Raw genomic sequence first — 15623 nt, forward strand, 5'->3', positions numbered from 1 at the left:
CTCTCCTTTTTTCAAGGAGAGGATATGGAGTTTTTGATAGAATTTGTAGATGAAGTACCATTAATTTGTATTTTTATCTCATTTGCAGCTTTTTTTTTAGGAATAAAATTTCCTGATTGGGATTTTAAAATGAGATTGAAACATAGGAGTATAGTAACTCATAGTCCTCTTATTCTGTTGATTTTCATAAAAGTATATGAACAAGATGGAAGTAACAATTTTAGATATTTTTTAATAGGATTTTCACTTGCTCTAGCTCTTCATTTTATTTATGATATATATCCTAAAGCTTGGGGTGGGGGAGCTCTTATAAAAATACCTATCTTAAAAATAAGTTGTAATCTTAAAATAAGTAAGATGATACTTCTTTTTTCAATTATAACTAGTATTTTGGTAGCTATATCTTATACCGAAAAATTGATGGAATTTTATTATTTGGGGATATTGGGAATAATTAGCATATTAAAAGATACTAGAAAAGAGAAAAAATTATTTAGGCCACTGTTTTCTTTTATAATTTTGGGGTTAATGATTGGCTGTATAAAATATAAAGAATTGTTTTATATATTTAGAGATGGAGTTTTTTATATTACTAGCAAAATATCTATGTTTTTTTGAGTAAAATCATAGCTTTTCTTGACAATATTAGAGGTAAAATAATATAATTTAAAAAGAGTATAAATATTTTGAAAGGAGAAAAAGTAAACAGATGAGAGATATTAAAAACCTAGAAGTAAAAGCAACAAACATAAGAAAATCTATTGTAAAAATGATTTGTGAAGCTAAATCAGGACACCCAGGAGGATCACTATCAGCAACAGATATATTGACAGCTTTGTATTTTGCTGAAATGAACATAGATCCAGCTAACCCAAAAATGGAAAACAGAGACAGATTTATTCTTTCTAAAGGACATGCAGCACCTGCTTTATATGCAACTTTAGCTGAAAGAGGTTATTTTAATAAGGAGAGTTTATTAACACTTAGACAGTATGGGTCTATTTTTCAAGGACATCCAGATATGAAAAAGGTTCCAGGGATTGAAATTTCTACTGGGTCATTGGGACAAGGATTATCTGTTGCTAATGGAATGGCTTTGAATGCTAAAATTTCTGGACTTTCATATAGAACATATATCATCTTGGGGGATGGTGAATTACAAGAGGGACAAATTTGGGAAGCTGCTATGACTGCGGCTCATTATAAGCTTGATAACGTATGTGCTTTTCTAGATTTTAATAATCTTCAAATAGATGGAAATGTTGATAAAGTTATGGGTGTAGAACCTGTAGATGCTAAATGGAAAGCATTTGGATGGAATGTAATTAAGATAGATGGACATAATTTTGAAGAAATATTAAATGCTTTAGATGAAGCTAAAACAGTAAAAGGAAAACCAACTATTGTAATTGCTAAAACTATAAAAGGTAAGGGAGTATCATTTATGGAGAATGTTTGTGGTTTCCACGGAGTAGCTCCAACAAAAGAGGAGACTGAAAAAGCATTAGCAGAATTAGGAGGGTGTAATTAATGAGTAAGAAATCTACAAGACAAGCTTATGGAGAAGCATTAGTAGAATTAGGACAAATGAATAAAGATGTGGTAGTATTAGATGCTGACCTTACAAAATCAACAAAGACAAACTTGTTTCAAGAGAAATTTCCTGAAAGACATTTCAATGTGGGAATAGCAGAAGCTGACTTAATAGGAACAGCAGCAGGATTGGCTACTTGTGGGAAAATAGCATTTGCTTCTACTTTTGCAATGTTTGCAGCAGGAAGAGGATTTGAGCAAATAAGAAATACAGTTGCATATCCAAAATTAAATGTAAAAATAGCTCCAACTCATGCAGGAATATCAGTAGGAGAAGATGGAGGTTCTCACCAATCAGTAGAGGATATAGCACTTATGAGAGCTATACCAGGAATGGTAGTATTATCTCCAGCAGATGCAGTAGAAACAAAGAAAATGGTATTTGCAGCAGCTGAATATAATGGACCAGTATATATTAGAATGGGAAGATTAGATGTAGAAACAATATTTGATGAAGCTACATATGATTTTCAAATAGGAATAGCTAACACAGTAAGAGAAGGAAATGATGTTACAATAGCAGCTACAGGACTTATGACAGCAGAAGCTCTAAAAGCAGCAGATATATTAGCACAAGAGGGAATTTCAGTAAGGGTAATAAATGTAGGAACAATAAAACCATTAGATGGAGAGACTATTTTAAGGGCAGCTAAGGAAACTAAGTTTATAATTACAGCTGAGGAGCACTCTGTAATAGGTGGATTAGGATCAGCAGTGTCTGAGTTTTTATCAGAAGTATACCCTACTAAAGTTAAGAAATTAGGAATATATGATAAATTTGGACAAAGTGGAAAAGCTAATGAGCTTTTAGAAAAATATGAATTAACAGCGGCTAAATTAGTAGCCATGGTTAAGGAAAATATGTAATTTTTAGGAGGGCTGGCACTAAAACTCCTTTAGGTCAGTCCTCATCTTTTATTAAGAGAAAATTTTTGATGATGAGGTGAATATGAAGAATTTTAATTTGATGAAACAAGAAAAAAATACTATAAAAACTAAGATACAGATAAAAAAGAGCACATTTGTACTCACAGTTCTATCCTTTATCATTTTAAATTTTTTCCTAGCTTTTTTTATAAATGTGGATTCTATAAAAAATAAGGTAGAATCTGAATATTTTTTTACTGCTGATTTTCATAAGAACGTAACAGATGAAGAAAAGGAAAAACTAGAGATAGAAATATTAAAATTAGAAGGGGTAAAGCAGGTAAGGTATATATCTAAAGAGGAGGCTTTTCAAAAGTTACAATATCAATTAGATGTAGCTATCCCAAAAGCAGAAAATCCTTTATCAGATAGTTTAGTAGTATTTTTTGATAAGCCAATAAATATAGAGGGGATACAAGTTAAATTAGAAAATAATGAAAATATTAAAGAGGTATTTGTAGATGGAGAATATATTAATTATAAAGAGAGACAGCTTAAATTTTATAAAATACTTTCATTAAGTCTTCTTTTGGTGTGTATACTCCCAGTTTTAGCACTTATTTATTATATATTTTATAGTGCAATTTCAATTGATTATATTAACAATGTTGGTGTAATAAAGGATGATGAAGTAAATAAAGCTAGAGCTAAAAGTGTTAATTTATTGCCATTTACATCAGCGTCGATCATAGGAACTTTAATATTTTTTAATATATATATATATTTTAGGAACCATTTACTTTTGGTAAGTAATGGGTATTTACTGCTCAGTTTAAAAGAGATAATATTTATACAACTTGGGATAATATTTATAATAAATTTTTTAATCTGGTTAAAACCTATAAAGATAGGGGTGTTCAAGTGGGTAGAAGATGGAAAGTAATAATTTTAATGATGATGTTGACCACTCTTAGTATAGCGGATAGCGTGACTGATATGGAGCAGAAAATAAAAAATATAGAAAAGCAGATAGCCGCTAAAAACTCTAGGATAAAAAATATAGATGCTCAAACTCAGAAGATAGAAAAACAGATTTTAGAAACGGAAAGAGATATTTTAGAGATAGCTAAAGAGAGAGAAAAAATATTAAATGATATAAAGACGGTAACTAAAAATATTGATTATGGAAGTCAGAATTTAAGTATTACTTCTAAAGAGATGGAGAGGAAAAAGTTAGAATTTAAAGCTAAGATAATAGCATGGAATAGATATTCAAAAGAAAGAGAAGATAAAATAATTAGAGATGCTATTTTAAGGAAAAATTTTAAAAATCTTTTGTATGGAGATCTTCAAAAGATGGAGTATATAAAAAATGTAGAGAATGATATACAGAAGGTAAAGGCTAACATAGAAAGTGAAAAGAAAAAACTTTCTGATCTTAGAAATAAGTTAGCACAGAATATAAAAAATATGGATAATAAAAAGGCTCAACAAAGTAGATTGATAGCTCAATTAAATAGAGAAAAAAGTGGACATGTTAGAAGTATAAGTGCACTTCAAAAAGAAAAAGAGAGAATAGAAAAGAAAATAAAAGAGATAATAGTTTCTAGAACTCAGACAGATAAAAAAATAGTAAATCAATCTCAAGCATATTCAAAATTGGGAAAAGTAATAAAACCTGTAGATGGAAATATAGTCGTAAGATTTAATCAGAAAAAACAACAAGAAGTTACAAGTAATGGTATAGAGATACAAGCAAGAATGGGAGCTAAAATAAAATCCTCTGCTAAAGGAAAAGTAATATATGCTGATGTATTTCAAGGACTAGGAAAAGTAGTAATGATAGACTATGGATATAATATGATAGGAGTATATGGAAACTTGATAGCTACTAAAGTAAAACTTAATCAACAGATACAACAGGGAGCAGAAATTGGAATTTTAGGATTATCAGTAGAAGGAAAACCAAACCTTTATTATGAATTGAGATTTAATCTTAAGCCTATTGATCCTGTCCCGATGTTTAAGTGACTTGGAGTGGAGGAGAGATGAAAAAAGTTTTTATAATATATAATCAAGATAGGCCATTAGCTCAAGAGTTATATAAAAAAAGTATAGAGTATTTTAAAACTAGGAAAATAGAGATAGTGGATAGAGTAAGTAAGGCAGATTTTGGAGTAGTAATAGGTGGAGATGGGACTTTATTGCGTTCATTTAGAAGTTTTATATTTAAGAGAAATCTTTATGTAATTGCTATTAATGCAGGAAGTCTAGGATTTGTAACAGAGATAAAAAAAGAGAATATGATAGAGGAATATGAGAATTTTTTAAATGGAAAATTTAAATATGAAAAACGACATATATTAGAGGTTGAAATAGAGGGACAGATATATTATGCACTAAATGAAGTAGTACTCTCTAAAGCTGGTATTACATCTAAACTTTTGAGAGTAAACTTAAAAACAAATGGAGAATATATGTGTACTTATAAGGGAGATGGAGTGATAGTAGCTACTCCTACTGGATCAACAGCTTACTCTATGTCAGCTGGTGGTCCAATTTTAAAATCAGATATGAGAGCAACTGTTATAACTCCTATTGCTCCACATAATCTTAGTACTCGTCCTATAGTGATAGGTGGTGATGAAAGAATTGAGATGCGAATAGAAGATGAAAAAAGATTAGGGCAAGTGATTATAGATGGACAGACGAATAAGAGAATTACAAGTGCTGAAAATATAGGAATAGAGTATTCTAAATTTACTTTGAAACTTGTAATACCAAAAAGTAGAAATTATTACAGTGTACTTAGAGAAAAATTGAAATGGGGAGATAATCTATGTTAAGAGAGCTTAAAATAGAAAATCTAGCTATAATAGATGAACTTGATTTGGAATTTGAAGATGGGTTTATAGTTTTGACTGGAGAGACTGGGGCGGGAAAATCTATAATACTGAGTGGAATAAATCTCCTTATAGGAGAGAAAGCAACTATCGATATGATAAGAACAGGAGAAAAAAATCTTTCTGCTCAAGGTGTATTTGAAATAAATGATGAACAAAGGGAAGAATTGTTGCATAAGTTTGAGATAGATGCAGAAGATAATGAGGTAATTGTTAGAAGAACACTAGATATAAATGGAAGAGGAAAGGTTTTTGTAAATGGTATAAGAGTCTCTCTTGCTACTTTAAAAGAGATAATGGGGACTCTTGTAGATATAGTAGGTCAGCATTCTCATCAAATGTTACTTAATAAGAGTAATCATATAAAGCTTTTGGATAAATTTTTAGAAGAAGAGGGAAAGGAACTTTTAAAAAATAGTAGTAGACTTTATAATAGATTTAAAGAGATAGATAATAAGATAGAAAATATAGAAAAAAATAGGAGAGAAGCTATAGAGAAAAAAGAGTTCTATGAGTTTCAGTTAGCTGAGATAGAGAAAATAAATCCTAAAAAAAATGAGGATACTTTTCTAGAAGATGAATATAGGAAGCTTTTTAATGCAGGGAAGATTAAAGAAAAATTAGAAAATTCATCTCTTTATTTACGAGATGGTGAGCTAAATGCTCTTCACTTTATCTATAATTCCAGAAAAAATATAGAAAATCTTTGTAAATATGGAGAAGAATTTAATGAACTTTTAGAGAAACTTGAAAAAGTTTATTATGAATTAGAAGATTGTATAGATATAATGGACACTCTTAATGAGGATATTGATATAGATGATAGACGATTACAAGAGGTAGTAGAAAGATTAGATATAATCAATAAAATGAAGTTAAAATATGGGGCTACAATAGAGGAGATATTAGAGTTTAAGGAGAGTATAGCACATAAGATAAATCTTTTAGAGGAGGATAGTTTTGAGGTGCAAAAACTTCAAAAGGAGAGAGTGGAGATAGAGGAAGAGTATTGGAAAAATGCTCATCAACTTAGAAGACTTAGAAAAGAAAAGGCTATACAGATAGAAAGAAATTTAAAAGATGAATTAAAATTTTTAAAAATGGGAGATGCTCAAATTCATGTTATGGTAGATGATAGTAAAGTTATGGGAGTAAATGGATCTGATGTTGTAGAAATATTAATATCTACAAATGTTGGACAGGATATGAAACCACTGTGGAAAATTGCTTCTGGTGGAGAGGTAAGTAGAATAATGTTAGCTCTTAAGGTTATATTTTCTCGAGTAGATAATGTGCCTATATTAATTTTTGACGAGATAGATACAGGTGTAGGCGGAGAAACAGTTAGAAAAATAGCCGATAAACTTCGTGAGATAGGAGAGCATGCTCAAGTGGTATCTATAACTCATTCGCCAGCTATTGCAGCTAAGGCTCATCAACAGTTCTATATCAAAAAACATACAATAGATAAAAAGACAGTTACAACTGTTACTAAGTTAGATAAAAGAGGACGAGTAAAGGAAATAGCTAGGATGTTAGCTGGAGAAAATATTAGCGAGGCTGTATTAAAACATGCTGAAGAACTGTTGAAAGAGAGTAGATAGTATGGATTTTATAAATGAGTTTTTAAAAAATTCTAAGGAGAATGGGAGAATAAATTCTTCTACTTTAGAGCTGTATAGAAAGGATATAGAAGACTTTGATGGTTTTATTGTAGGGAAAGAGCTAATAGATGTAGAGAATCAAGATATAGTTAATTATATAGAAGAACTTAAAAAAAAATATAGTGATATGTCTATATACAGAAAGCTAAGCTCTATAAAAAGTTTCTATAAATATCTTTTAAAGTCTAAGATAATAGATGAAAATCCAGTAAAAAATATAGAGTTACCTAATAGAGTAAAAAAAGTTACAGCGGTATTAGAAGGTTGGGAATTAAAAAGAATACTAGATGTATGTCAAGATAGTTATGAAGAAAAAAGAGATTCTATAGTTATAAAATTATTATATGAGACTGGATTTAAAATAGGAGATATTTTAAGCCTGGAAAAAGATAATCTTAAAAGATATAATTATGAGATAGTAAGCATTCATTCTGCTACAAAAATTTTAAATCAGAAAATAAGTGAGGAACTATCAAAAGAACTTAGACATTTTTCTGAAGAATTACTGCCAAAAATGTATATAAACAGAAATAAAATTTTTCAGGAGTTGACTAGAGAAGGTTTTCGTGTAAGATTTATGAATTATGGGAAGAGAGCTGAACTCACTAGAGAGATTTCTCCAAGTATGATCAAAAAGATTATAGCTGAAGAGAAAACTCGTGATGAGCAAGGAATCTCATTTCTAGATAAAATAAGAGAGCAATACATGAAAATAGGGATAGGAGATGATTAGATGAAAGCTGGATTTATAGCAGTAGTAGGAAGACCAAATGTAGGAAAATCCACACTTATAAATAAATTGGTATCGGAGAAGGTTGCAATAGTTTCGGATAAAGCAGGAACAACTAGAGATAATATAAAGGGAATTTTAAATTTCAATGATAACCAATATATTTTTATTGATACACCTGGAATACATAAGGCAAAGCATCTACTAGGAGAGTATATGACTAACTCTGCTATAAGAGTTCTAAAAGATGTTGATATAATATTATTCATATTAGATGGCTCTCAGGAAATAAGTACTGGGGATCAGTTTGTGATGGAGAAGGTAAAGGAGGCGAGAAGAACTCCAAGAATACTTGTAATAAACAAGATAGACAAATTAAATGAGGAACAACTTAGAGTTAAAAGGAAAGAGATAGAGGAGAAACTCGGAAGTTTTGATGGAATAGTTGAAATATCTGGACAATATGCTATTGGGCTTCCTAAGTTATTAGAGGAAATTGAGCCATTTTTAGAAGAAGGAATAAAATATTATCCTGATGATATGTATACAGATATTTCTGTATATAAGATTATAACTGAGATAGTAAGAGAAAAAATATTACTTAAAACTAGAGATGAGATTCCACATTCTGTAGCCATTGAGATACTTAATGTGGAAAAAAGAGAAAAGGGAAAGGATAAGTTTGATATAAATATCTATGTGGAAAGAGATTCTCAAAAAGGTATCATAATAGGAAAAGGTGGAAGATTACTTAAACAGATAGGAGAAGAGGCTAGGCATGAGATAGAGGAATTAATAGGAGAGCCTATTTTTCTAACTCTTTGGGTAAAGGTAAAAGATGATTGGAGAAAGAAAAAACCATTCTTAAAAGAGATGGGATATGTGGAAGAGAAAAACTAAAGAAAAATAGGAGAGGTAAGAAAAAGTGAGTGATGTAAAAATTGAAAAAGGTATGTTAAGGAAATTCATAACATACTATAAACCATATAAAAAACTATTTTTTATGGATCTATTGGTAGCAACTATATCAGCTCTGTGTGATTTAGTATATCCTATGATCACAAGAAATATTGTAAATAAAGTTATACCTAATAGGGAATTTAGATTTTTAATAGTTTTTGCAGTTGTACTTATTACTATTTATTTAATTAAAATGTTGTGTGCTTATTGGATGCAATATTGGGGACATTTAGTCGGTGTAGGTATGCAAGCTGATATGAGAAGAGATGTATATGAACATTTACAAAAATTGCCTGTAAAATATTTTGATAATAATCAAACAGGAAGCATAATGTCAAGAATTATAAATGATTTACAAGATATCTCAGAACTTGCTCATCATGGTCCAGAAGATATATTTATATCTTTTTTTATGATAGTAGGTTCATTTGTAGTTTTATTAAGAATAAATGTAGTACTTACAATAATTGTCTTTTGTATATTACCAATAATAATTTTGTATAGTATGTATAAAAGGAAGAAACTTTTGGCTTCATTTGTAAAAACTAGAGAAAAAACTGGTGATATAAATGCTAGACTACAAAATAGTATCTCTGGAATAAGAGTATCTAAAGCTTTTGTTATAGATGAAGATGAAAAGGAGAGATTTGAAGAAGGAAACCAACAATTTGTTACAGCTAAATCATATTCTTATAAAGTTATGGCAGAATATACAGCAGGAGTAGGATTTTTCACTGATATGTTAGATTATTCAGTACTTATAGTTGGAGCAATCTTTACATATTATGGAAAGATAAATATTGGTGATTTTCTAGCTTATTTGTTATATATTAAGATATTTACTCAACCTATAAAAAGATTAATTGCCTTTGTAGAACAATACCAAAATGGTATGAGTGGATTTAAAAGATTTATAGAACTTATTGAGGTAGATAGAGAAAAGGATAGAGAAAATGCCAAAGAGGTAGGACGTGTAGAGGGTGAGATTAGATTTGAAAATGTAAGTTTTAGTTATGAAAATAAAAAAATTTTAGAAGGAATAAACTTAAATATTGAAAAAGGAAAAATGTTGGCATTAGTAGGACCATCCGGGGGAGGAAAAACTACTCTATGTAATCTTATTCCAAGATTTTATACTGTTGATAGTGGAGATATTAAAATAGATGGTAAAAGTATATATGACTTAAAGGTTGAGTCTTTAAGAAAAAATATAGGAATAGTTCAACAAGATGTATTTTTATTTACAGGAACTATTAAAGAGAATATCTTAATAGGAAAAACTAATGCTACGGATGAAGAGGTAATAGAGGCAGCTAAAAAAGCAAATATCCATGATTTGATTATGCAGATGCCAGATGGATATGACACTAATGTTGGAGAGAGAGGAACAAAACTTTCTGGAGGACAAAAGCAAAGGATTGCAATTGCTAGAATATTCTTAAAGAATCCTCCAATATTAATTTTAGATGAGGCTACTTCTGCATTAGATAATATAACTGAAAGACTTATTCAAAAATCTTTAGAAGATTTATGTAAGGGTAGAACTACAATAGTTGTTGCTCATAGATTATCAACCATTCAATCAGCTGATGAGATAATAGTTCTTACTGATAATGGAATAGAAGAGCGAGGAACTCACCAAGAACTTATAGAAAATAAAGGATTTTATTATAAACTACATAGCATGAACCAATTGTAGAAAAAGAGCAAGTTAGAAAGATAAACACTAAAATAAAAATTTAGTTTTTAAAATTTTAGTGTACTGATTAACTTGCTCTTTATCTTAGATAAATTTAACTTCTAAAGAGATCATAAAAGATTATTTGACATCATTAATTACTTTTAAAACTTTTCCAATGATCTTAAACTCATCTTCAGGATAGACATATATAGGTTGATAATTGGGATTATCACTCAAAAGGGCAAAGAAATTTTTTGTAACTTTTATCCTTTTAACAAAAGATTCGCCATTAAGAAAAAAAGCTCCAACTTCTCCATCTCTAAGTTCGTCTTCTTGTCTACAAAGTATGATAGATTGATTTTTAATAGTAGGCTCCATGGAATCTCCTTTTACATTCACAGCAAATACACTATCAGCATTTCTTATTCCTGGCAGAGAGATATAATCTATAGGTTCTTCATCTGTAATGGTACCAATACCAGCACTTATCCTAGAAAATAGAGGGATAAGTATATTATTATTAGAAATATCTTTGATAACTTTTCTTTTAGATAGTTCTTTTTCATCAGCTAATCTTTTAATTTCATTTAAAATTATCGCTGGTGTTCTTTCTATGGCAGCCAGATATTTTAGCTTCTCACTCTCTGGAGGTGTAAGTAATAAAATTTTAGTAAATTTATCTAATACTTCTTCACTAGGAGGGTTTTTCACCTCGCCTCTTTCGATACTATTATAATATGACTGAGTAATTCCAGATAATTTTGCAAATTTATTTTGGCTAATTCCAAGAGCTTCTCTTTTAACTCTCAAATAAGTTTTAAAATCCATTTTTACCTCCTAATTTTCTATATATAGATAATTATAATATATTTTTTTAGAAATATCAATGAAAACTTAAAAATAAAGGAGCTTGACAAATTACAAAAATAGTTATAATATATATTTATAAATATAGATATCTATTTTTAGATATAAAAAGTGGAGGAATATATGAAAATTTTAATAAGAAATAAAAAATGGGAAACATCTTTTAAAGATGTAAAATTAATATGTGAAGTAACTGGTAGAAATAGAGTATTCGATATAAAATTCTCATATTCTGGAAATGATGTAAGTATAAAAACAAATAATTTAGATAAAACTTTCAGATATTTAGAGAGTATTTTTAATAATAATTTAAGTAATGAAGTATCTAATGAAAATAAGATAGCAATATAAGCCTCTTAAATAAAAATTATTTTGCATTTATTATTGGAATAGAATATAATAAATATTATAGAAACAATGATAAGTCAGCAAAGAGAGGTAGATTATGAAAAAGAAAGTATTGGGATATTTGGATGAAAACTATAGTTCTTTTAGTAAAAGTTTCAAAAAAATAGCTGAATATATAAAATATAATCAAAGTATAATATCATTTATTTCAATCAATGAATTAGCTAAAGAAACTCAAACTAGTCCAGCTACGATAACAAGATTTTCAAAAAATTTAGGGTTTAAGGGTTATCCAGATTTTCAGAAAATATTCCAAAAAGAGGTCGAACAACAGACTTCATATATGAAAGGTTTAAAGAGTAGTATTACCGAAAATGAAGATAGTAGTTCTGTATTGAAGGATATGATAGATACTAATATTGAATTACTTCAAGAAATGGATACTTTTGAAATTGAAAAAAGTTTAGATAAAGCTGTAGAGTGGATAAAAAAAAGTAGAAAGCTTTATGTATTAGGGGCAAGAGGTTCATATGCCTTAGCTTACTATCTTTATTTTATGTTAAAAGAATTTAGAGAAGGAGTAGAGTTAATGATTTCTGGAGCATCAGATTTTACTGATAAGTTACTCTATACTCAACAAGATGATTTACTACTCACTATATCATTCTATCCATACACAAACTTTACCTATCAAGTTACAGAGTTTTTTAAAGAGCATGGGAATAAAGTAATAACAATAACTGATAAAAAAGATTCTACACTAGGTAATATTTCTGATTTAGTTTTGACGACAAAAAATGGTGAAAGAGCTTATACTTTTGTTCCTGGAACTGTTATAATTAACGCTTTATTAGTTAAATTAGGAATAGAAGATAAGGAAAATACAGTAAAGAAATTAGATAAATTAAAAGAGATTACAGATAGATTTAATATATATATAGATAAATAATATTGGAGGAAAAAATGAAAATAGGTTTTATAGGTTGTGGGAATATGGGAGAGGCCTTTTTAAAAGGCATTATAAATTCTGAATTGGTAGAGTTAGGGGATTTATATGTATGTGATAAGTTAAAAGGGGAAGAGATAGCTCAAAAATATAATATTAATTGGTATGAAAAAGAAGTTACCATTGTAGAGGAATGTGATATAATATTTTTAGCAGTAAAACCAAATGTCTATTTTGATGTGATCAATAAGATAAAAGATAGTGTCAATAGTAGTAAAATAATAGTTACTATGGCTCCTGGAATAACATTGGAAAGTGTTTTAGATGCAATAGATAACAGAAATAGTAAAATAGTAAGAACTATGCCAAATTTACCATTGATGGTACAAGAAGGGTGTATAGCTTATGCTTTTAATGAAAATGTAGAAAATAATGAAAAGGAGTTTTTTAAAGAACTTTTTGAAAAAATTGGGGTAGCTATTGAGACAAAAGAGGAGTTATTTGATGCTGTTATAGGAGCTTCTGGATCTTCTCCAGCTTTTATGTTCATGTTTATAGAGGCTTTAGCAGATGCGGCTGTGTATGAAGGATTACCAAGAAGTGATGCTTATAAGTTAGTAGGACAGACTCTAATAGGATGTGGAAAGTTATTTTTAGAAAGTGGAAAACATCCAGGAGAGTTGAAGGATAGTGTATGCTCTCCAGGTGGGACTACAATAGTAGGAGTTAGATATTTAGAGGAAGCTGGTTTTAGAGGAGCAGTTATTAGAGCTGTAACAAAGACGATAAAAAAGTCTAAAGAAATGAGCAAAGATAGTAATAGTAACTAAAAAATAAATTGACAAAATTAAAATTATGTGATATTATCTTATGTGCTTGGAAGGTTATCCTAATTGGTAAGGAACCGGTCTTGAAAACCGGCGCCGCAAGGCTTCAGAGTTCGAATCTCTGATCTTCCGCCATAAAAGGTGAAGTGGCAGAGTGGCCTAATGCACTCCCCTGCTAAGGGAGAGTACCTATAAACGGTACCGAGAGTTCAAATCTCTCCTTCACCGCCATTTGAATGAAACGGGTAGTAGGACTACCTTTTTTTTATAAAACTGCGTTCGTAGCTCAATTGGATAGAGCGTCTGACTACGGATCAGAAGGTTAGGGGTTCGATTCCTCTCGGGCGCGCCACTCAAATAATATTTAGAGAGTATGTGCTCTCTTTTTTTATTCGAATATTAATAGTATTAAAAAAATAATATAAAAATAAATATACTCTTAAAAAATCGTAAAGGAGAAAAAATGTTTGGAATAGTTAATTATGAGATGTATATTACTTCTAGTGTAATATTAGCATTGATACCAGGAAGTGATACAATGTTTATTTTGGGACAAGCAATAGCAAATAGTAGAAAATCTGGAATCTATTCAGCTTTAGGAATATGTTCTGGAATACTTATACACACTTTTTTAGCTGCATTTGGTCTATCTTTAGTTTTAAAAAATTCAATAACATTATTCAATGTAGTAAAGCTATTAGGAGCTATCTATTTAGTATATATGGGAATAAAAAGTATTAAATCTAAAGATAATCTTTTACTTGAAGAAAAAGGGCAGCTAAAAGAAGATTTAAAAAAATCTTTTATTCAAGGAATGGTAACAAATATTTTGAATCCTAAGGTAGCGTTATTTTTTTTAGCTTTTTTACCACAATTTGTAGATGTTGCAAATAGTTATGGAGCCCTTCCATTTGCACTTTTAGGATTGACCTCTTTTGTAATATCAGGTACTTGGTGTGTATCACTTTCAATATTTGCTTCGTTCATAGCAATATTTTTAAAAAAGAATAAAAATTTTGGAAAGATAATTAATAAAATCTCAGGAACTATATTTATTGTTTTAGGAGTAAATTTATTAAGAGCTAAGATAAATTAATGATTAGAAGAACTTTCAAAAAATAAAGTAAAAAATTGTTGACAATTAAATGGGATTATGATAAGATTATTTCAAATCAATGAAGAGGAGGAAGAGAAAAATGTTAATGATAACATTACTAAGGAACAGGAAATATAATACAACTATATATAATTTCTTTTGTAATGAGTCTGTTAATATTTTTACTGATTCTTCTGAAGAGAATATTTTTTAGTGATTAGGTGTATAGTATTTCTTAAAATTTTTAAAAATTAAGATTGTACACTTGATTTCTAAATATGTTTCGGATTAAGTGTAAAAACTATGGTATATTTTGTTATTAACAGATTGACATTCAAAAGATGTCGATCTGTTTTTTAGTTATATAAATAATTTAAAACATTTTAGGAGGAAATTTTATGAAAAAAGTATTTTTAAAAGTTGTTTTTATGTTTATGTTTGTTATATCTGGACTTAGTTTTGGAGCAGAGAAACTTTATGTTGGAACTAATGCTGAATTTGAACCATTTGAGTATTTACAAAATGGAGAGATTGTAGGTTTTGATGTTGATTTAATGGAGGAAATAGCAAAAATTACTGGGAAAGAGATCATATGGAAGAACATAGCTTTTGATGGATTATTACCAGCTCTTCAAACTAAAAAAATAGATGTAATTATTGCTGGAATGACTGCTACTGAAGAGAGAAAGAAATTTGTAAATTTTTCACAAACTTACTATGAGTCAAATCAGATGATGTTGATAAATAAAGAAAATCCAGTTGTGAAATCATTCGATGAGTTAAAAGGACATCATGTAGGAGTTGTTTTAGGATATACTGGAGATATAGCTGTAAGTGAGATAGAAGGGGTGAAAGTTCATAGATATAATGGAACATCAGAGGCAATAATGGCACTTAAAGCTCAAAAGGTAGAAGTTGTTGTTTTAGATTCAGAACCAGCTAAAAACTATGCTAAACAAAATCCAGAATTAGAATTAATAAATACAGATGTTGCTAAAGAAGAGTACGCAATAGCGGTAAGAAAAACTGATGAGGCTCTTGTAGAAGATATAGATAAAGCATTAGTTGAATTGAAAGCAAATGGAACTTATGATAAGTTGATTAAAAAATATTTTTCTGATAAATAATTTAGGATAGAGGA

General features: G+C 29.2%; 16 protein-coding genes and 3 tRNA genes. 18 read left to right on the plus strand and 1 reads right to left on the minus strand.

Annotation, left to right across the window (positions count from 1 at the left end):
- Positions 1-24: 24 nt before the first annotated feature.
- From DYA59_RS00500 to DYA59_RS00545, 10 genes are all read left to right on the plus strand, one after another.
- The gene (locus DYA59_RS00500) at positions 25-618 is read left to right on the plus strand and encodes a hypothetical protein (protein WP_115268320.1); all 594 of its coding nucleotides are present in this window, start codon (positions 25-27) and stop codon (positions 616-618) included.
- A 91-nt stretch (positions 619-709) separates the two neighbouring features.
- Positions 710-1531: a transketolase gene (locus DYA59_RS00505; RefSeq protein ID WP_115268322.1), complete on the plus strand. Its 822-nt coding sequence runs from the start codon at positions 710-712 to the stop codon at positions 1529-1531.
- On the plus strand, positions 1531-2460 hold the full coding sequence (locus DYA59_RS00510) for a transketolase family protein (RefSeq protein WP_115268324.1): 930 nt from the start codon (positions 1531-1533) through the stop codon (positions 2458-2460). Before DYA59_RS00505 ends, DYA59_RS00510 begins: the two co-directional genes overlap by 1 nt.
- A gap of 82 nt (positions 2461-2542) precedes the next feature.
- Positions 2543-3403: a permease-like cell division protein FtsX gene (locus tag DYA59_RS00515; RefSeq protein WP_115268326.1), complete on the plus strand. Its 861-nt coding sequence runs from the start codon at positions 2543-2545 to the stop codon at positions 3401-3403.
- Between the two features lie 8 nt (positions 3404-3411).
- Entirely contained in the window at positions 3412-4491 is a 1080-nt protein-coding gene (locus tag DYA59_RS00520; protein WP_115271408.1) for a murein hydrolase activator EnvC family protein, read from the plus strand.
- 17 nt (positions 4492-4508) lie between these two features.
- Positions 4509-5306, plus strand: coding sequence for an NAD(+)/NADH kinase (locus tag DYA59_RS00525; RefSeq protein ID WP_115268328.1), 798 nt, complete (start codon positions 4509-4511; stop codon positions 5304-5306).
- The gene (gene recN / locus DYA59_RS00530; RefSeq protein WP_115268330.1) at positions 5300-6967 is read left to right on the plus strand and encodes a DNA repair protein RecN; all 1668 of its coding nucleotides are present in this window, start codon (positions 5300-5302) and stop codon (positions 6965-6967) included. The genes DYA59_RS00525 and recN overlap by 7 nt, the downstream gene beginning before the upstream one ends.
- Position 6968: 1 nt before the next feature.
- Positions 6969-7760 carry a tyrosine-type recombinase/integrase gene (locus tag DYA59_RS00535; RefSeq protein WP_115268332.1) on the plus strand — a complete coding sequence of 264 codons (792 nt, stop codon included), beginning with the start codon at positions 6969-6971 and terminating at the stop codon, positions 7758-7760.
- The gene (gene era / locus DYA59_RS00540) at positions 7761-8657 is read left to right on the plus strand and encodes a GTPase Era (RefSeq protein ID WP_115268334.1); all 897 of its coding nucleotides are present in this window, start codon (positions 7761-7763) and stop codon (positions 8655-8657) included.
- Positions 8658-8709: 52 nt separating this feature from the next.
- On the plus strand, positions 8710-10416 hold the full coding sequence (locus DYA59_RS00545) for an ABC transporter ATP-binding protein (protein ID WP_115271410.1): 1707 nt from the start codon (positions 8710-8712) through the stop codon (positions 10414-10416).
- 120 nt (positions 10417-10536) lie between these two features.
- On the opposite strand, the gene DYA59_RS00550 is transcribed toward DYA59_RS00545, so the two are convergent.
- Complete coding sequence (locus tag DYA59_RS00550) at positions 10537-11226, minus strand: helix-turn-helix domain-containing protein (RefSeq protein ID WP_115268336.1); 690 nt, start codon at positions 11224-11226, stop codon at positions 10537-10539.
- 162 nt (positions 11227-11388) lie between these two features.
- Between DYA59_RS00550 and DYA59_RS00555 the strand changes: the two genes are divergently transcribed.
- The 8 genes from DYA59_RS00555 to DYA59_RS00590 all read left to right on the plus strand — a co-directional run bounded on the left by DYA59_RS00555 (position 11389) and on the right by DYA59_RS00590 (position 15609).
- Positions 11389-11616 (plus strand): hypothetical protein, encoded by a 228-nt coding sequence (locus tag DYA59_RS00555; RefSeq protein ID WP_115268338.1) that lies wholly within the window; start codon positions 11389-11391, stop codon positions 11614-11616.
- Positions 11617-11710: 94 nt separating this feature from the next.
- Positions 11711-12562 carry a MurR/RpiR family transcriptional regulator gene (locus DYA59_RS00560; RefSeq protein ID WP_115268340.1) on the plus strand — a complete coding sequence of 284 codons (852 nt, stop codon included), beginning with the start codon at positions 11711-11713 and terminating at the stop codon, positions 12560-12562.
- 14 nt (positions 12563-12576) lie between these two features.
- On the plus strand, positions 12577-13389 hold the full coding sequence (gene proC / locus DYA59_RS00565) for a pyrroline-5-carboxylate reductase (protein ID WP_115268343.1): 813 nt from the start codon (positions 12577-12579) through the stop codon (positions 13387-13389).
- 48 nt (positions 13390-13437) lie between these two features.
- A tRNA-Ser gene (locus tag DYA59_RS00570) sits at positions 13438-13521 on the plus strand.
- Positions 13522-13526: 5 nt separating this feature from the next.
- Positions 13527-13617 (plus strand) — tRNA-Ser (locus DYA59_RS00575).
- Between the two features lie 44 nt (positions 13618-13661).
- Positions 13662-13738 (plus strand) — tRNA-Arg (locus tag DYA59_RS00580).
- Between the two features lie 111 nt (positions 13739-13849).
- Positions 13850-14482, plus strand: coding sequence for a LysE family translocator (locus DYA59_RS00585; protein WP_115268345.1), 633 nt, complete (start codon positions 13850-13852; stop codon positions 14480-14482).
- Between the two features lie 398 nt (positions 14483-14880).
- Positions 14881-15609: a basic amino acid ABC transporter substrate-binding protein gene (locus DYA59_RS00590; RefSeq protein ID WP_115268347.1), complete on the plus strand. Its 729-nt coding sequence runs from the start codon at positions 14881-14883 to the stop codon at positions 15607-15609.
- Positions 15610-15623: the final 14 nt, after the last annotated feature.

The organism is Fusobacterium necrogenes, from assembly GCF_900450765.1.
GTDB classification, from domain to species: domain Bacteria; phylum Fusobacteriota; class Fusobacteriia; order Fusobacteriales; family Fusobacteriaceae; genus Fusobacterium_A; species Fusobacterium_A necrogenes.